The organism is Rugosimonospora acidiphila (assembly GCF_039543385.1).
Lineage (GTDB): Bacteria > Actinomycetota > Actinomycetes > Mycobacteriales > Micromonosporaceae > Rugosimonospora > Rugosimonospora acidiphila.
In genome coordinates this window covers 173,680-193,005 of the sequence record NZ_BAABJQ010000002.1, presented here as the reverse complement: position 1 = coordinate 193,005, position 19,326 = coordinate 173,680, and the positions used below count along the sequence as shown (strand labels likewise).

Here is a 19,326-nt window from a genome sequence, read left to right as displayed (position 1 = left end):
CATCCACTATGCGGGGCGAAAGTCGGTTGGCGCCACCCTTTCAGCGTCGGCTTAAGGGTGTACCAGGGACGATCGCGGCTACCTAGACTCGCCGTTCATGAGCGACCTGGACGAGCAGCACCGCCCTCGACCGCCCACCTCGGCCGACGAAACCGACACGCTGCTGGGCTTCCTGGAGTACGAGCGGGCGACCCTGGCGTGGAAGTGCTCCGAGCTGGACGCGGCCGGTCTCGCGGCGCGGCTTGGGCCGTCCCCGATGACCCTCGGCGGAATGCTGAAGCACCTAGCCCGGGTCGAGGACTACTGGTTCTCCTACGCGCTGCACGCGCGAGAAACGGCCGCCCCGTGGAACACCGTGGACTGGAAGGCGGACCCGGACCGGGACTGGCAGTCGGCCGCCGAGGACTCACCCGAGCAGCTCTTCACGTTCTGGCGTGAGGCCGCCGACCGCTCCCGGGCCTTGGTGGCGCAGGCGCTGGCAGCCGGTGACCTGGGGCAACGGGCCCGGCGCGCGTGGCCCGACGGCCAGCCGCCGAGCCTGCGGTGGATCCTGGTCACGGTGATCGACGAGTACGCGCGGCATAGCGGGCACGCCGACCTCATCCGCGAGTCCGTGGACGGATCGACCGGTCAGTGAGCCAGAGCGTGCGAGCGCGCGCCGCGGAGGTTCGGCCGCTCCCGTTTCCGATGCCGCGACTGGACGTCGCGACATCAGAAAGGAGACGCCCCCCATGAGACTCGGGAGAACAGCCACACTCGCGCTCGGTCTGGCCACAGCCGTAGCGATCCTCCTGCCGGGCACCAGCGCGTACGCGAGCCAGGTGACCGACTGAGCCCGTGCGGGACGCAACGCACGCCTGCCAGCCCAACGAGATCACGGGGTTTCGTTGAGCTGGCAGGCGGCCTGCTCGGCCCCTGGCCGTGGCCGTGGGTTCCGTCCGAGGTCGCTGCGGTGAGCTTGACGGCCTCAACTCCCGGACGTTGTCTTGGTGTGTCAGGTCCGCGCGCCCAATGGCGGCGCTCGGGTCAATCCCCTCGTAACGGTTGGTTGCCTCGCCGTCCGAACATCGCCAGTAGCCGGTCGGTGTCGGTGCGAGTCTCCAGGGGTGGTACTTCGGCGGCGAACAGTCCGCAACGCTCGATCTCGCCCAGCACCGCGGGCGCGTAGACGAGCAGCGTGTCGACCAGACCGATCGGCAGCTGATCGGGGCGACCGGTGGCCCGGTCGATGTCCCACGCGTGCACCGCGAGTTCATAGGCGCCGGTCAGGGCCGTCAGGTCGAGGTCGGGACGGTTGGGTGGCGTGGAGTCGATCGCTTCGGCCAGCCGTCTCAACTCGGCCCGGGCCGCGCCGCAACCGGCCGGTGGTGGGCCCGCTGGCGGGCTGCCTTCGAGGAGCTCCCGGATGGTCGCGGCGGAGTCGGCGACATGGCGCACGAGTATCCCCAGGTCCCACTCCGCGCACGGAGTCGGGCTCCTGGGGTCGGCGTGGACGGCGCCGCTGATGCTCGCGCTGGCCACACCGGCCGCCCACGCCAGCAATCCCAGTGCGGGTGAGCGCCCGGTCATGACGTCACCGATGCCGGCAACGATGCCGGCAGGCCGAACGACGGGAACATCGTGGGGTTGAGGAACACCACGATGCGCGCGATCGACTCGCCGTCGGTTTCCAGGACGTGGATCGCGTGCGCGACGAACCCCCCATCACCGTCCTCGGCATAGGTCGCCAGCGCCGGGTACCCGTTGGCCGAGGTGGGGATGGCCCGTCGGGGTCGGTTGAACACGCGGCGCACCAGGTGGTCGACCACGGCGGCCCTGCCCCGGAACCAGGTGCGTATCGGCGGCATCTCGTACGCGATGTCCTCCCGCAGCAGTGCGGCGATCGCCGCGGTGTCCGCGGCTTCGAACGCGGCCATGTACCTGTCGAGGACCGCGTCGTCGGCACCGGCGATCGCCGGGCTCCTGACGTCGGAGGGCTCGTCGGCCGCCAGGGTCGCCCTTGCGCGTTGCAGCAGGCTGCGGGCGGCGGCAGCGGAGATGGCCAGGAATTCGGCCGCTTCGGCGGGCCGGTAGCCGACCACCTCGACCAGGAGCAGTACGGCCCTCTGCCGAGGGGGAAGCCGCTGGAACGCGGCAAGGAGCGCCAACCGGGTGCTGTCGCGGATCGCGACGATCGTCGCCGGGTCATCCCAACGCTCGCTGAGCTGCCCCGACGGTATGGGATCGAGCCAGGGCACCCCGTCGACCCTGGACAGGTTCGTGGTGGCTGAGCCGTCGGTTGCCGTACCGAGACCCGACGGCAGGACCCGATGGTGGCGGGACTGCAGCGCCGTCAGGCACGCGTTGGTGGCGATCCGGTACAGCCAGGTGCGGATCGAGGACCGCCCGTCGAAATTCTCGTAGCCCCGCCAGGCCCGGATGAGCGTCTCCTGCACGACATCCTCCGCATCGTGCAGCGATCCGAGCATGCGGTAACAGTGCGCCAGCAGTTCTCGCCGGTAGGGGTCGGCGCGCTGGACGAACTCGTCGTCCAGCACGTGCGCGTCAGCTGACACCGACACCCTCCCGAGCGGCCGGGCCAGCCGGAGTGGCAGGAGCGGGAGCGCTCCCCGTGCCCTCGGCACGGCCCATCACCGAGCTGCGACCGGGGGCGAACAGTCCGAAGACCGCGCCGAGGAATGCCATGAGCGCCGCGGCGAGGATCGCGGCCGAAAAGCCGTCGGCGAACTGCGCGGGGGAACGGTCGCTGCCGTTCGCGGCGAACACCGCCGCGAGCACCGCGATCCCCAGCGCCCCACCGAGTTGCCGGACGCTGCTGAACGTGCCGGCCGCCTTGCCCATGGAGGCGGGCGAAACCGATGTCATCACCGCGCTCTGCTGGGCCGGCATCGCCATCGACGTGCCGATGCCCGAGATGACCAGCGCGGCGACGCAGGACGGGTAGCCGACGTGACGGTGCGCGGCGATCGCCAGCCACACCAGGCCCAGACCCTGCAACAGCAGGCCGAAGGAGATCAGCCAGCGCGGCCCTATCCTGTCCTGGACCCGGCCGGCCGCCGGCGCGATGACCAGCAGCGGTACGGTCCACGGCAGGTACCGCAGCCCGGAACCCAGCGGCGTGTTCCCGAGCGCGAGCTGCAGGTACTGGGCCAGGAAGAACACGGTGCTGAACAGGGACGCGGTCAGCAGCAGCGCCGAGGCGTTTCCGGCGGCGAACGCGCGCACACTGAACAGCGTCATCGGCATCATCGGCGCCGCTGCGCGCCGCTCCCAGGCGACGAACCCGGCGAGTAGGACCAGGCCCCCGATGAGGGTGCCGAGAACCTCACCGCTGTCCCAGCCGGCCGCGCCCGAGCGGACCAGCGCCCAGACCAGGCAGAACATCGATCCGGCGGCCAGAACGAGGCCGACGAGGTCGACGCGAACGCGATTTCCCTTCATCTCGTCCAGTTTGACCGCGGCGAACGGCAGCACAAGTGCGATGACGGGCACATTGATCCAGAATATCCATTGCCACGCGATGCCCTCGGTGACCGCCCCGCCGACGAGCGGGCCGCCCACCACGGCGAGGCCCATGACCGCCGCGTAGATCCCCATGACGGCGCCGCGCTTGCGTGGCGGCGTGGCCGCGGTCAGCAGTGCCAGCGCGGCCGGAGAGATGAGCGCACCGCCCGCGCCCTGCACGACGCGGGCGGCGACGAGCAGCCCGATATTGGGTGCGAGCGCGCAGGCCGCCGAGGCCACGGCGAACAGGCCCAGGCCGCCCAGGTACGCACGCTTGCGGCCGATCCGGTCGCCGATCTCGGCACCCGGGATCATCAGGGCGGCGAAGCTCAGGCTGAAGGCGTTGACGGTCCATTCCAGGCTGGACATGCTCGCGTTCAGGTCCTCGTGGATGGTCTGCAGGGCGGTGGCCACCACCAACTGGTCCAGCGCCACCACGAGCGCGGCCACGGCGGTCACGACCAGCACCCAGCCCAGCGGGGCCGGTCTGCGGGTCTGCGCGACGGTCATTGTGCGGTCCTCTCATCAGGTCGTCGCTCATACAGACCCGATCGGCGCGCGAAATGCATCGGTGAACGGGCGACCTTGTCCGGCCCGCGTCGTCGACCCGGCCGGCGGCCCACATTTTCCGCGGCCGGCGCCGATTGATGCGGCGCTCGGCCGGAGTCTGTACCGACGTCGCCGGAAGTGCCGAGGACCTGTCGACCACCGGCGGCGTACGACATCACAGACCAGCAACGTGGAGGCAAGAACATGGATTCGACAGCATCCCCCAGCAACGGATCGGCTTTCGTCGGGGACGAGCGCGCGGTGCGCGCGGTCGTCGACGCCGTATCACAGGCGTGGGGGGACAACGACGCGGCGGCGTTCGTCGATCACTACGCCGAGGACGCGACCGCGATCGTGCCCGGGCTCGCCCTGCTCGACAGGGCCGACATCCGGACCAGGATGGCGGAGGCCTTCGCCGCGCAGCTCAAGGGAACCCGGCGCATCCACCAGATACGCGGCGTGCGGTTCCTCGACCAGGCCACGGCCATCGTGACCAGCCGGAGCGGCACGGCGTTCCCGGGCCAGAGCGCGCCCTCCGACGACCGGTGGTCGCTCGCGACCTGGGTCCTGTCCCGCCGAACCGGACGATGGCTCATCGAGGCCTACCACGACTGTCCGGCCGCCTGACCTCGGCCGCCACCGTGCACGGTCAGGGCCCACCCGGCCCTGACCGTGTATCCGGTGGTCGGGGTGGTGGGCGCACCGCGCCGTGCCTACGGTCTCGCCCAGCGGGACGCCCCCCCGCAAGCCGATGGACCAGTTGGTCAACCCGCGAGGATCGCAGGGGTAGAGAGCGGGTCACCCCGCCGTGCCGCCGTGCCGCCGCTACCGGCGGTACCCCGGTATCGCGGTCAGTTCCCGGTACGCGGCCAGCACCGCCTCGGTCCGCTCCGAGACGTCCGTCGCGGGATCGGGACGGACCCGCCAGGCGGCCTCGTCCATCATCGCCGAGTCCGCGGCCTGTACGGCCCGTCGAGCGCGACGCGCCACCTTCGGCGCCCAACGTAGGGCGCCCTGATGGGAGGCGAAGCGTGCACAGCGGTCCGCCAACGATCGCAGCCGATCGGCACGCGCGGCGATCTCGGCGTCCATCGACGACAGGTGACCGGCGAGCTGGTCGCGTCGCGTGGCGAGTTCACCGCGTAGCGGGTCGTCATCATCCAGGCCGTACCCGGCCCACTTGGCCTCGTTGCACGCCCCGGACAGGCGGCCGCGGCTGGCGATGAGGCACGCCAGATCCCATCGCGCGTCCTCGATAACCGGCCGGACATTCTTGACACCCGTCATGCTCCTGACGGCCGGCCAGGCCCGCTGGACGACCACGCAGGCCGTCTCGACGCCCTGCCAGGTCTTGAGGTGCTCACGCCCGGCGAGGACCACGCGAGGTCGGATGAGCGCAGTCGCCACAAGGAGGACAGTCATGAGCGCGGCCAGGCCGATCAGGGCTAGGCCGGGCAGCCACAGGTGCGTTGTCTGCAGCGCCGCTCCAGTGCCCGCGACCAGGACGATCGCCCAGGACATGTAGCTACTGGCCGGCGGAGCCAGCAGCGGGGCCGACCAGCGCATCCGGGAGGGGCCATACACCTGGATCGCCCCGCCATGACTGCCCACTGTCGCCTCCACTCCACCCATCGGATGGTCAAGACATCGCACGCCGGCCTCCAGCGTGTAAGTGAACCACCGCCGCGCAACCCGCCCACGGTAAGCGGCTCGCGGGAAGCTGACCCCGCCGCGATGCGGTTACCCGCTTTCGCGGGTAGCGGCGGTGCGACCCGCCACCGCATAGTGCTCGGCAGACCCGATAGCGCTGGAAGGACGTGCCATGGCCGAGACCGCGCCCCAACCATGGTCGTCGAGACCAGGGTGGTGATCCGGCCGGCCCACTGCCGGGACGGTGGGTCGGTCGGCACGTTTCTGAACGCGCTGTCCCCGTCGCCGAGCGCACGGTCGACGTCGGCATCGTTGTCGCCGAGGCGTACCGGCGGCGGGGGATCGGCGACCTGCTCGTGTGCGAGCTCGGACGTCGTCGCCGCCGTCGGCACCACCACATCTGCGATGCGACGTGCTCTGCGGCAACCACATCGTCATGCGCTGGCTGCGGCGGCTGCTGCCGGACCTGCGGGTCGAACGCGCGGGCCACACCATGACCGTGTACGGCCAGGTCGACGCGCACCGAGCAGTCCCGCGCGCAGGGGTAGCCGGCGACCGAGGTTGATCCGCCGATCCGCCACCCTTGAGGACCTAAGAACCCTTCCCCGGGCCGAGCGTCCGGTCTAGAGCGTTTGGGCCCATGCCGCACCCCTACTTCGAGGCCGATCCATCGCTCTACCGATACTTTCCAGGTCCTCTACCGTCCTCGGCCACCCTTGTCTTGGCCACTATCGGGCGGGGGACGGCCACCGCCCGGGCCTAGGGCGGCCGGCGGTGGGAGGGCGCGTGCGCGGCGGGACGGGATCGTGCGCGGCGTCCGGATGCCAGCGCCCGAAGCGCCCCTGTGTCTCCAGGCCTGCGACGGGTTCGTCCACGCTACCGACACCCGGGCGGCGCGGCCGGTGACATCCGGTGCGCCGACGCCGTCGTGGTCATCGCTTCGACCTTCTATCCGATCACCTCGAAGTGTTCATAGCCGGAGCAACCGCGTCCAAAGGAGAAGTTGGGTGCTCAGAACCAAGCTCGCGAAAATCACCGTGACGGCCGGGCTGGCCGTCGCGGTGACGGTCGGCGGGTCGCCGGCCCTCGCCGCTGGCCCGGCCGGGTCGGCCGCGACGGTGACGGCGGTCGCCGAGCTGCCGGACGGGGTACGCGCGGCGTGCGCGCCGTCCACGGCCCCGGGGCAGATGGCCTGTACCGCCCTGGTGCGCACCGACCTGGGCGCCGGCACGGGCGTGCAGCCGGCCGCCCCCCCGCCGCCCGGGTTCGCGCCGGCCGACCTGCAGGCCGCGTACGGGCTGCCGTCCAGCTACTCGGGCAGCCGGCAGACCATCGCGGTGGTGGACGCCTTCGACGACCCCAACGCCGAGGCGGACCTGGCCGTATACCGAAGCCAGTTCGGGCTGCCGGCGTGCACGGTGGCGAGCGGCTGCCTGACCCGGGTCGACCAGAACGGCGGCACCACCTTCCCCGTGCCGGATCCGGCCTGGGCCAACGAGACGGCGATCGATCTCGACATGGTCTCCGCCGCCTGTCCCAACTGCCGCATCCTGCTGGTGGAGGCGAACAGCGCGAACATCAGCGATCTGGGCTCCGCGGTGAACACCGCGGTATTCCTGGGGGCGAGGTTCGTGTCCAACAGCTATGCCGGACCGGAGGACAGCAACAACCTGCTTTACGACAACACCTACTTCAACCACCCGGGCGTCGCGGTCACCGTGGCCGCGGGTGACAGCGGGTACGGCGTCAACTATCCTGCCGCCTCGCAGTACGTCACCGCGGTCGGTGGCACCACGCTGACCCGTACCGGTACCGGGTGGCGGGGCTGGTCGGAGTCGGCGTACGGGCTCGCCTCGGCGGGCTGCTCCGCCTACGACCCGAAGCCGGCGTGGCAGCACGACACCGGGTGCGCCAACCGGTCCGTGGCCGACGTCGCGACGGTCGCCGACCCGGCCACCGGCGTCGCGTACTACAACAGCTTCAACGCCGCCGGCTGGCTGGTCGGCGGCGGCACCAGCGTGGGTGCCCCGCTGGTGGCGGCGGCGTACGGGCTGGCCGGCACGCCACCCTCCACCGGGTACCCGGCAGCCTACCCGTACGCCGGCGCCGCGATTCTCAACGACGTGACCGCCGGGACGGACGGCACGTGCAGCGTGACGTACCTGTGCAACGCGGGTACCGGCTACGACGGCCCTACCGGTCTGGGTACGCCGCAGGGGCCGATGTCCTTTTCGAGCACCGGCAGCATCACCGGCCCGCTGCCCTCCGGCGTGTACGGCAAGTGCCTCGACGACGACGGCAGCACCGCGGACGGCAGCCCGGTGACCATCTGGACCTGCAACGGCACCGCCAACCAGGGGTGGACCCTCTCCACCGACGGCACGATCCGCATCGGCACCGCCTGCTTGACCGTCAGCGGAACCGCCAACAACGATCCGGCGCACCTGTACCACTGCAACCACACGGTCGGGCAGCAGTGGCGCGTCGGCCCCAGCGGCGAACTGATCAACCCGAACTCCGGCCGTTGCCTGGACGATCCGAGCGCTACCACGACCAACGGCACCCAGCAGGTCATCTACAACTGCAAGGGCATCGTCAACCAGCGGTGGACCCTGCCTTCCGCGGTACCGGCGTCGGCGGCGGTGCGGCTGGTCTCCGGTGTGCCGAGCAACCTGTGCGCCAACGACAGCGGCGGGAAGGCCACCGACGGTAACCCGATCCAGATCTGGACCTGCAACGGCACGTCCGCGCAGACCTTCTCCGTCAAATCCGACGGCACGATCCGAGTGGCCGGGGTGTGCGTGGACGTGAAGGCGTCGGGCAAGACGCCGGACACGCCGGTCCAGGCGCACAGCTGCAACGGCACCGGCGCCCAGCAGTGGCTCGTTCGCCCCGACGGTACCCTGCTCAACCCCGAATCGGGGCTGTGCCTGACCGACCCGTTCGCCGCCACCCTCAACGGTACCCAGCTGGTCATCTCCACCTGCTCAGCCGCGGCCGACCAGACGTGGGCGCTGTCCTGACCGCTGTGGCACACCCGCACCGGGTCCGCGGGCCTCACCAGGCCGGCGGACCCGATGCCGTCCAGTGCAGGCCATGGTGCTCCAGCGTCGGATCGGCCCGCAGGATGGCCAGGTGCAGGCGCTGCACCGACGGTGCCGGCTGGATGCCCAGCTCGGTGTCCAGCCGCCGCTGCAGATCCCGGTATGTGGCAAGGGCATCCGCCTGCCGCCCGGCACCGTAGAGGGCGAGCATGAGCTGGCCGCGCAGCCGCTCCCGCAGCGGGTGGTCGACTACCAACGCGGTCAGGTCCGGCAGCACGGCCAGATACCGTTGGCAGGCCAGCAGCGCGTCCACCCGGGTCTCCATGGCCGACAGCCGCAGCTCCTCCAACCGCATCCGCTCCGCGTCCACGACCGGGACCCCGGAAATGTCACCGAACGCCGGCCCGGACCACAGTGACAGCGCGGCGTCCAGGCGGCGCAACGACTGCTCGGCATCGCCCGCGTCCAATGCTCGTTCGCCGGCGCGGAGGTGGTCGTCGAACACGTCGCGGTCCAGCTCCCCGGACACGGTCCGCAACTGGTAACCGGGGGAGCGGGTCACCAACCGCGCCCCGTCCGGGTCGTGCAGGGTACGGCGCAGCCGCCCGGCGTAGAGCTGAACCAGCTTCGCCGCGGACGGCGGCGGGCGCTCCCCCCACAGCTGGGCGACCAACCTCGTGACCGGCACCACCCGGTTGGCCTCGACCAGCAGGGTGGCCAGCAGGCTGCGCCACTTCGGCTGGCGTACGGGCAGCCAGTGGTCACCGAGGCGAATCTCCAGTGGGCCGAGGATCCGGTACCGGGCGTCGCCGGCGCGGTGCGGTGACGGCCCAGCCGGCCCGGGTGCCTGCGCGCCGTCAGACGTTGCCGGGGCGGCGCTCGTGGCGGTCGGCATCGCGAATTCCCTTCCCCTGTACGGTCTGCGACGAGGTGTCTCAACGGCGACAGCCTGCCTGCCGCGCCTTGCCAATGGTCTTGCCATCGTTGGAGATCGTCCCGTTGAGAGGGATTGTTGCGAAGCCGGACGGGTCCCGTTCGTCTGGTGTCCATGAGCCGGTCACCTCGCAAGCCGGTCGCCGCTCGAGTGGTCGCGCCACTCTCACCGGCTCGCGGTCAGATCGCTATGCCCGTACTTTCCCGCGCCTCTACCGGCGCCGGCGAGGCTGTCCCCGGTCGGGCGGGTCCGCGTTGCGTGTGGCCCGCCGCCACCTGCGCTTCTGACGGGGCGAGCGGAGGAGATGGACACATGCGAGGCGGGTTTCTGCGTCGGGTGCGCCACCGCCATACGGCGGCCGGGACGGTGCTGGCGGTCACGGCGTCGGTCCTGGTTGTCATCGCGGTGGCCGATTCACCGGCACGGATGCCGGTGGGGCACAGCCCGGGCCAGCCGGTGTGGGGCTCGGCCGCCGGCCGCCCCTCGCGGGTACCGACGACGGCCACCATGGCGCAGCTGGTCGACGGGAAGGTGTCTGCCGCCGGTACCCCGGTCGCACCCGCGTTGGGTCGCGCTCCCGGTGCGGTGCCGCAGGCCGCCCCGCCGTCGCCGCTGACGTTGCCGGTCAGCGGTTCCCGCGACGACGCGCTACGGGTCCTGCCGGCGCCGCCGGGGGACACCAAGACCGGGTACGACCCGGCGACCAGCCATGAACTGACCGGTGAGCGGGGCGCTGACCGCCAGGTCTACGCCAACGCCGACGGCACCCAGACGATGAAGGTGTACCAGGCGCCGGTGAACTGGCGGCGCCCGGACGGGTCGTGGGTGCCGATCGACCCGACGCTGGTACCGGCGGGCAACCCCACGCCCAGCAGCGGCCCGGCGCCGTCGGCCGCGAGCGCGCCGGCAACCGGTTCCGCGCCGGCGACGACCGGCCCGGCGACCCAGCCGTCGGCCGCCGCGACCGGCCCGGCGCCGGGTTGGACCGTGCGCTCGGCGCCGCAGCCGGAGGCGTTCGGCGGGTACGCCGATGCGGTCACCCTCGTGCGGCTGCCGCTGGACGGGTCGCACGGCGTCGGCTTCGCGCTGGGCGGTGCCGCGCACGTGGCGGGCCGGATCTCCGGCAACCAGGTGACCTACCCGGGTGCGCGGCCCGATGCCGATGTGGTTTTCGCCGCCGGGGCCGGATCGGTCAAGGAGAGCCTGGTGCTGCGCTCCGCCGACGCCCCGACCAGCTGGGTGTTCCCGCTGCGCCTGGACGGCCTGCACGCGGTGGCGACGCCCGACGGTTCGGTGGCCTTCGCCGATTCCGCGGGTACCGTCCGCGCGGTGGTGCCGGCCGGGTTCATGACGGACTCCGCGATGGACCCGCGCACCGGCGACGGCGCCCGCTCCGACGGGGTGCGGTACTCGCTGGCCACGGTCTCCGGCTCGCCCGCCATCCGGGTGGACCTCGACGCGGCCTGGCTGCGCGACCCGCGGCGGGTGTTCCCGGTGACCGTGGACCCCAGCGTCGAGTCGGTGAAGTCGGGCGCCACCACCTACGTGATGTCGGGTGAATCCGCCGACCACTCCGACGAGTCGGAGATCAAGGTCGGCACGTACGACAGCGGCGGCCACGTCGCCAAGTCGTTCCTCAAGTTCGACAGCGTGTCCTCGGCGCTGAGGAACAACAACGTTCTGGGTGCCCGGCTGGGCCTGTTCAACTCGTGGTCCTACAGCTGCCAGGCCCGGCCGGTGGAGGTCTACCCGGTCACCGAGTCGTGGACCGCCAGCGGCACCCGATCCTGGCCCGGGCCCTCGACCGGGAAGGCGATCGCGTCCAAGTCCTTCGCGTCCGGCTGGAAGTCCGATCCCTACGGCTCCTCGCCGTGCCCGTCGAAATGGGAGGGCATTGACCTCGGGCAGGGCGGCAACGACCTGATCAACGGATGGACGCACGGGACGAAGGCGAACAACGGGCTCGCGCTGGGCGCGTCGTCGGGGTCCAGCTACGGGTGGAAGCGGTTCACCTCGGACAACAACCCGACCGGCGACCCGTTTCTGTCCCTCACCTACACCCGCTACGGCGCCACGTACGCACTGGTCTCCCCACAGCCGGTCAAGCAGGTCTGGCCCAACCAGGACGGCTCGATCCGGCTGAAGCTGACCAACACCGGCGCGGACACCTGGACCGCGACCAACGGCTTCGAGCTGTCCTACCGGGTCTACGACACCCACGGCAAGCTGGTGGCCGACCACCCGGTGTTCACCCCGATGCCCGCGAGCGTGCCGCCCGGCGGGTCGGTGTATGTCAACGCCAACGTCAAGGCGCTGCCGGTGGGCGACTTCGCCCTCAACTTCGACATGTACGCCTCGGCGAACACCTCCTCACCGGTGTCGTTCACGTCCCAGGGCGTGGCGCCCTACGCGGTCGGCCTGCACGTGCCGGACCCGCCGCCGGTGGTGGCCGGGGTGTACCCACCCACGGGATTCCTGTCCCCGACGGTGACCCCGCAGCTGTCCACCTCCGCGTCCAGCCCGATCGGCAAGGCGCTGACCTACAACTTCAGCCTCACCTGCCACCCGCTGCCCGGCATCACCTGCCCGGCCAGCATCATCACCTCGGGCCCACTGCCGGTTCCGTACTGGACGGTGACCCAGGCGATGACGTGGAACCAGCCCTACAGCTGGACCGTCACCGCCAGCGACGGCACCACCTCCACCACGGTCGGGCCGGTGTCCATCACCCCGGCGGTGCCCCAGCCGGAGCTCAGCTCACATCTGGCGGACCCGTCCGGCCGGCCCGCCGATCCGCAGACCGGCGACTACACCACCGGGGCGGTGGACGCGGCGGTGGCCGTGGCGGGACCACCGCTGCGCATCGCCCGCGACTACCACAGCCTGGACCCGCGCACCGACGGCGCGTTCGGTGCGGGCTGGTCCACGACCACGGACATGCGGGTGAGCCCGGACGACGACGGATCGGGCAACGTGGTGGTCACCACCGCCGACGGCACCGAGCAGCGCTTCGCCAACAACGGCACGGCGACGTTCGCCCCACCGATGGGCAGCCCCGACGTGCTGGTGCACGACAGCGACGGCGGCTGGTCGCTGCGGGACGCGTCCGGGTACCGGTACGACTTCGCCGCTACCGGCGGGCTGCGCCGGATCGCCGACCGCAACGGACTGGCGCAGACCTACACGGTGGACGGTTCCGGGCACCTGGCCACCATCACCGACGCAGCCTCGGGCCGGGCGCTGCATCTGAGCTGGATCGTGCCGGACGGCACCACCGTGGCACACGTCGCCACGGTCACCACGGACGCGCCGTCGGCCGGGCAGCCCGGCCTGTCCTGGAGCTACACCTACGACGGGGACCGGCTGACCAAGGTCTGCCTGCCCACCGGCGGCTGCACCTCCTACGACTACGCCGCCACCGGTTCGCACTACCGCAGCGCCGTGCTCAACGACGGGCCCCGCGCGTACTACCGGCTCGGCGACGACCCGGCAGCCACCGCCGCGACCAGCCAGACCGACGTCAACCTCGGCACCGACAGCGGCACCTACACCAACGTGACGCTCGGCGCCCCCGGGCCGCTGGCCGGGCCGGCGCAGAGCGCCGCCACCTTCAACGGGTACAGCTCGTCGGTGACCCTGGCCGACAACCTGGTCTCCGACAGCACCTACGTGACGGTGGACCTGTGGTTCAAAGCGGCCGGCGGCGGCGGGGTGCTGTACGGCTACCAGGCCGACCCGCTGACCGCGAACTCCACGACCGGCAACGCCGACCGGCACAACCCGGCCTTGTACGTGGGCGGAGACGGCAAGCTGCGCGGCGAGTTCTGGAACGGATCCGTCGATCCGATCACGACGCCGGACAGCGTCGCCGACGGCGACTGGCACCACGTCGTGCTGTCCGCCGCCGGCACCACCCAGTCGCTGTACCTCGACGGCGGCCTGGTCGGCACCCTGGCCGGGCGCATCGACCAGGGCAGCATGACCCACAACGTGGTGGGCGCGGGGTTCTGGCTGAACTGGCCGTCGGCCATCACCGCCACCTCGCCGGTCATCAGCACCGATCCGGCCGGCCACTTCAAGGGCTCCATCGCCGAGGTCGCGGTCTACCCCCATCCGCTCGGGCAGCCCGCGATCAGCGCGCACGACGCGCTGGCCGACCGGGGATCCGCCGAGCTGACCGGCATCACGCTGCCCTCCGGCCGGGCCGGCGGCCAGGTCTCCTACGATGCCGGGCACGACCGGGCCTCGGCCTACACCGACAGCGACGGCGGACAGTGGCAGATCCAGCTGCCGCTGACCACCGGGTACCGCAGCTCGCCGGAGACCCTGGGGGAGGCCACCCGGCACGTCACCGTGGTGGATCCGGCCGGGCGCGACGAGGTGTACGGGTACGACGCGGTGCACGCCGGGCGCCTGGTCAGCTACGACCGGGGCGCCGGGCACACGCGCACCTTCGGCTACGACGCGGCCGGCTTCCTCGACCAGGTGACCGATGAGGACGGCAACGTGGTCAGCCTGGCCAACGACGCGCACGGCAACGTGGTCTCCCGCAGCTGGTACCCGACCCAGCCCGCCTCCGGCACCGGGTGCTGCACGACCTACTACAGCTACGCGTACAACGACGCCGACCCGCTGGACCCGCGCAACAACACCCTCACCGGTGTGCGCGACGCCCGCTCGAGCTCCGCGGCCGACACCACCTACCTCACCTCCTACAGCTACAACCCGGCGGGCCAACTGGCCACCAGCACCACCCCGGCCACCAGCGACTTCCCGTCGGGACGCACCACCAGCTACACCTACTCCACCGCGGGCACACCGGCCGACGGCGGCGGCACCACGCCGGCCGGCCTGCTGCTGTCGACCACCACACCCGACGGCGCGACCACCGGTTACGCGTACTCCTCGGCCGGCGACCTGGTCCAGCTCACCGAGCCGTCCGGCCGGCGGCTTCGCTACGGCTACGACCTCCTGGGGCGGCCCACCTCCCAGGTCGACTACACCGACGCCTTCCCCGACGGCCTGACCACCGGCTACACCTACAACCCGGTCAACCAGCCGCTGAGCGTGACCTACCCGGGCGTGCACAACCAGATCACCGGTGTGACACACACCCGGGCGGAGCGCTACACCTACGACCCGGACGGCAACCTCACCGACGCGACGCAGGCCGACACCACCGGCGGCGACCCGAGCCGCACCACCACCTACACCTACGACGACAACGGCAACCCGGCCAGCATCACCGACCCGACCGGGGCCACCACCGGCTACACCTACGACGGCTCGGGCAACCTCGTCGAGATGGTCGACGCGGACGGCAACACCTTCGCCTACCAGTACAACGAGTACGGCGAGACCACATCGGTGACACTGCGGGCCGGCGGCACCGACCCCGGCGACCCCGGCGGCGGCACGGACACCCCGCTGGAGTCCGACGCCTACGACCCGGCCGGGCTGCTCGCCTCCCGCACCACCGCCATGGGCCGCATCACCAACTACTTCTACGACCACAACGAAGACCTGATCGCCGCGCAGCAGCAACCACCGACCGGGCCGGGCCGGCAGACCGCCTACACCTACGACTCCGCCGGCAACCTGGTCGCCACCGCGACCAGCGACCTGCCGGTCAAGACCAGCACGGTCACCAACTACACGGTGGACGCGGCCGGCCGCACCACCCGGGTGGTGTTCGACCCACCGCCGGCCGGGCACACCACCGCCGGATACGTCGACCGGACCACGGCCTTCACCTACGACGCGGCCGACCGGGTCACCTCGCGGACGCTTAGCGACCCGTCCGGTGCCAGCCGCGGCGACTACGCCTACAACGCTGCCGGGGCGATGGTCGCCGCCACCATCCACGATGCATCGGTCGACCTGACCACGACGTGGAGCGTGGACCAGCGGGGCCTGGCCACCTCGATAACCGACGCGCGGGGCAACGCCGCCGAAGCCACCGCCGCGGACTACACCACCGACTTCGGCTACGACGAGGCGGGATCGCTGACCACGGTCACCGGCGCACCGGTCGACGCCCAGGCGTACGGGGGCAACGCCACCACCGTCCGCCCGCTGACCCGCTCCGGGTACGACGCCTTCGGCGACCGCACCCAGTCCACCGACGCCGCCGGGCACATCGCCACCACCGACTACGACCAGGCCGGCCGCCCCGTGGCCACCACGACGCCGGCCTACACGCCACCCGGCGGCGGCGCCACCATCACCGCAACCACCCGTGAGGCCTACGACGGGCTCGGCCAGCCGTCGGCGATCACCGACCCGCTAGGCAACATCACCACCTACACCTACGACGCCCTGGGCGACCTGACCGGCCGCACCGACCCCCAGCTGACCGGGCGCTCGGCGCCCGGCGGGTGGAGCTACGGCTACGACGGCGACGGCGAGCAGACCTCGTCAACGGATCCGACCGGTGCCATCACCCAGACGACCTACGACTACTTCGGCGACGTGGCCACCACCACCCAGGCGCTGCGCTCGGACACCGGCATCCAGTACCACACCACCACCTACGGGTACGACTACCAGGGCGAGGCCACCACGGTCACCAGCCCCACCGGGGTGGCCAGCACCCTCGCCTACGACCACGCCGGCGAACTGACCTCGGCCACCGACGCCTACGGCAACACCACCGGCTACGGCTACGACTACGCCGGCAGGCAGGTCCGCGTCACCCACCCCGACAACACCTCCACCACCGACGGCTACGACCAGGCCGGCAACCTCACCTCGACCACCGACTGGACGGCGCCATCCGGCGGCACCACGGCGCCGCTGCGCACCGCGACGATCGGCTACGACGCGGTGGGCAACCCGACCAGCGCGACCACCGCACGCGGGGTCACCACCACCTTCCAGTACGACGCGGGCAACCGGCTGGTCCGGCAGATCGAGCCGGTATCGCCGGACAGCTCGATCACCACCAGCTACGGCTACGACGCCGACGGCAACCAGACCTCCGTCACCGACGGGCGGGGCAACACCACCTGGACCACCTACAACACCTGGAACCTGCCCGAGTCGGTCATCGAGCCCGCCACCGCCGCCACCCCCACCGATCGCACCTACACCACCGTCTACGACGCGGACGGGCAGACCGCCGCCCAGACGTCCCCCGGCGGCGTCGCCATCACCACCTCCCACGACCAGCTCGGCGACGTGACCCGGCGCAGCGGCACCGGCGCGCAGGCCGTCACCGCCGACCAGACCTTCGGATACGACCTGGCCGGGCGGCTCACCTCGGCCAGCGCGCCGGGCGGCACCGATGAGTTCACCTACGACGACGCCGGCAACCTCACCGCCACCGCCGGCCCGTCCGGCACCGCGAGCTTCGGCTACGACGCCGACAACCGGCTCACCAGCCGCACCGACACCGCCGGCACCACCAGCTACGGCTACGACCGGGCCGGCCGGCTGGCCACGCTGAGCGATCCACTCACCGGCTCCACGGCCAGCTACCGGTACAACGCCGACGGGCTGGTCAGTTCCGTCGGCTACGCCAGCGCCACCGGGACCGGACCCACGCGCGGGTACACCTACGACCCGCTGCGACGGCCCAGCGGCGACGCGCTGGCCGCCGCCGGTGGCGCCCCGATCAGCTCGACCACCTACGGATACGACGCCGACGACAACCTGACCACGAAGACCACCAGCGGGTACGCCGGGTCGGGCAGCACGAGCTACGGCTACGACCAGGCCGACCGGCTCGCCTCGGCGACCACGGGCGAAAACACCACCGGTTACGGGTACGACGCGTCGGGCAACCTCACCACGGCCGGCGCGACGACCTACACCTACGACGCCCGCGACCAGCTCACCAGCTCGACCACCGACGGCGCCACCACCAGTTACGGGTGGACGGCCCGCGGCACCCGCGCGTCGGTCACCCCGCCGGGCGGCGGCGCGCAGAGTTCCACCGCAGATGCCTTCGGCCAGACCGTCACCGCACCCGGCGGCGTCGGCTACGCCTACGACGCGCTCGGCCGCCAGGTGACCCGCTCCGTCGGCGCGGACACCCAGACCTTCGCCTACAGCGGCATTGACGACACGCTGGCCTCCGACGATGACCAGAGCTACGCCTACGATCCCGACGGCGACCTGGCGTCGGTCGACGCGGGCGGCGGCGGGCTGGCCGCCCTGACCGACGTGCACGACAACGTCTCCGGCACGTTCGCCACCGCGCCGGCCACCGGTGCGCTGGCCGGTTCAACCGCCTACGATCCGTACGGCAACAAGACGGCCAGCACCGGCGCCCAGACCGACCTGGGGTACCAGAGCGACTGGACCGATCCGGCCACCGGCCAGGTGGACATGGCCGCGCGCCGCTACGACCCGGGCACCGGAGCCTTCACCAGCCGGGACACCTGGAACAACAATCCGGTACCGGACTCCATCAACGCCAACCGCTACAGCTACGCCAACGGCCAGCCGCTGACCAGCACCGACCCCACCGGCCACGGCTCGGTGTGTATCGGGTACGGCACCCGGGGCGGCAGCCACCACAACATCATCTGCTTCGGCTTCGGCCTGCCCTGGGACGTGGGCGGCGGTTCGTTCCCGCCGTTCAGCAGTGGCGGTAGCCACTCGGGTGGCGGCAGCGCATCCTCCAGCGGCTCCACCACCGGCTACTACGGAGGCGGCGGCGGCCGGTGCAGTTGGGCCTGCTACGCCCCTCCGGTGTTCCTCCCGCCGCCCCCGCCCCCGCCGCCGCTGGACGTGTACGGCGGCCCGCACCCCAAGCGCGCCCCGGCACCGCCGAGCTGGCTCACGCACGGCAAGTATTTCGTCAAGCTCGCCAAGGACGTCACCCAGGTCGGCGCCCTGCTGGCCGGCGGTCTGGGCCTGCTGCGCGGAGCGGTGATCGAGGTCGCCGACCTGTTCACCGATCCGCCCACCGCCACCGACCCCGACACCCCCAACAACGACATCCAGGGGCCGCCGGACGACGGCACCCCGCCCGACCAGCCGGCGCCGCGCTACGGCAACCAACCCAAGCCCGAGCCGGACACCCCGGAGCCCAACAGCCCCGAGCCGGGTCAGGGCGGCGAGGGCGCCGGGAACGGAGGCGAACAGCCGCCGTCGCCGCCGAGCGCCGACGAACCACCGAACGGGCCGGACGAGCCGAACGAGCCGGGCCCCGGCAAGCCGCGGTTCACCGTCGACTCGCAGGGCACCGCCGTGGACACCACCACCCAGCCGTGGCTGGACTCCTGGCTCAACTACGGGCGGCAGCAGGTCCTTGACGACCTGATCGAGCCGGCTGGCGTGGAGTCGACCGGGCCGGGTACCGAGCTCGAGCCCATCGGGGACGCCGGAGGGGACCTGGTCGGCCGGACACCGGTGGACTCCGCCGGCTCGGACACCTCGAGCTACGACATCACAAGGTTCAAGTACGACCGCACCGGCCTACCCAGCCCCATCCCGCCGAATCTCAGCGGCTGGCGGCTGTGGCTCTACCTGTTCCTCACCGTCATCCAGCACGTCTTCAAGGGAGCCGCCCCGCCGTGACACGTGGCCGCGTGCCGGCGTGGCCACGCCGCCGACGCCAACCAGCGCCGCCGGTCGCATCACGGCTCGGGTACGGCGCTGTGGGCGGCCCGCACCGGCGCCTACGGATCGAACGCG

9 protein-coding genes are annotated in these 19,326 nt (G+C 71.7%); 4 read left to right on the top strand and 5 right to left on the bottom strand.

Features of this window, described 5'->3' with window-relative positions:
* Window positions 1-97 precede the first annotated feature (97 nt).
* Entirely contained in the window at window positions 98-637 is a 540-nt protein-coding gene (locus ABEA87_RS03810; protein WP_345626060.1) for a DinB family protein, read from the top strand.
* 389 nt (window positions 638-1,026) lie between these two features.
* On the opposite strand, the gene ABEA87_RS03805 is transcribed toward ABEA87_RS03810, so the two are convergent.
* Genes ABEA87_RS03805 through ABEA87_RS03795 form a run of 3 tightly spaced genes read right to left on the bottom strand, consistent with a single transcriptional unit; the run spans window position 1,027 to window position 4,014 of the window.
* Window positions 1,027-1,569: a maleylpyruvate isomerase N-terminal domain-containing protein gene (locus ABEA87_RS03805; RefSeq protein WP_345626058.1), complete on the bottom strand. Its 543-nt coding sequence runs from the start codon at window positions 1,567-1,569 to the stop codon at window positions 1,027-1,029.
* On the bottom strand, window positions 1,566-2,555 hold the full coding sequence (locus ABEA87_RS03800; RefSeq protein WP_345626056.1) for an RNA polymerase subunit sigma-70: 990 nt from the start codon (window positions 2,553-2,555) through the stop codon (window positions 1,566-1,568). The genes ABEA87_RS03805 and ABEA87_RS03800 overlap by 4 nt, the downstream gene beginning before the upstream one ends.
* Entirely contained in the window at window positions 2,545-4,014 is a 1,470-nt protein-coding gene (locus tag ABEA87_RS03795; RefSeq protein WP_345626054.1) for a DHA2 family efflux MFS transporter permease subunit, read from the bottom strand. Before ABEA87_RS03795 ends, ABEA87_RS03800 begins: the two co-directional genes overlap by 11 nt.
* A gap of 243 nt (window positions 4,015-4,257) precedes the next feature.
* Here ABEA87_RS03795 and ABEA87_RS03790 point away from each other — a divergent pair, with 243 nt between their 5' ends.
* Window positions 4,258-4,680, top strand: coding sequence for an SgcJ/EcaC family oxidoreductase (locus ABEA87_RS03790; protein WP_345626052.1), 423 nt, complete (start codon window positions 4,258-4,260; stop codon window positions 4,678-4,680).
* 198 nt (window positions 4,681-4,878) lie between these two features.
* On the opposite strand, the gene ABEA87_RS03785 is transcribed toward ABEA87_RS03790, so the two are convergent.
* Window positions 4,879-5,664: a hypothetical protein gene (locus ABEA87_RS03785; RefSeq protein WP_345626051.1), complete on the bottom strand. Its 786-nt coding sequence runs from the start codon at window positions 5,662-5,664 to the stop codon at window positions 4,879-4,881.
* 1,046 nt (window positions 5,665-6,710) lie between these two features.
* On the opposite strand from ABEA87_RS03785, the gene ABEA87_RS03780 reads away from it, so the two are divergent.
* Entirely contained in the window at window positions 6,711-8,726 is a 2,016-nt protein-coding gene (locus ABEA87_RS03780) for a ricin-type beta-trefoil lectin domain protein (protein ID WP_345626049.1), read from the top strand.
* Window positions 8,727-8,760: 34 nt separating this feature from the next.
* On the opposite strand, the gene ABEA87_RS03775 is transcribed toward ABEA87_RS03780, so the two are convergent.
* Window positions 8,761-9,642, bottom strand: coding sequence for an AfsR/SARP family transcriptional regulator (locus tag ABEA87_RS03775; protein WP_345626047.1), 882 nt, complete (start codon window positions 9,640-9,642; stop codon window positions 8,761-8,763).
* A 351-nt stretch (window positions 9,643-9,993) separates the two neighbouring features.
* On the opposite strand from ABEA87_RS03775, the gene ABEA87_RS03770 reads away from it, so the two are divergent.
* The gene (locus ABEA87_RS03770) at window positions 9,994-19,209 is read left to right on the top strand and encodes a DNRLRE domain-containing protein (protein ID WP_345626046.1); all 9,216 of its coding nucleotides are present in this window, start codon (window positions 9,994-9,996) and stop codon (window positions 19,207-19,209) included.
* Window positions 19,210-19,326 lie beyond the last annotated feature (117 nt).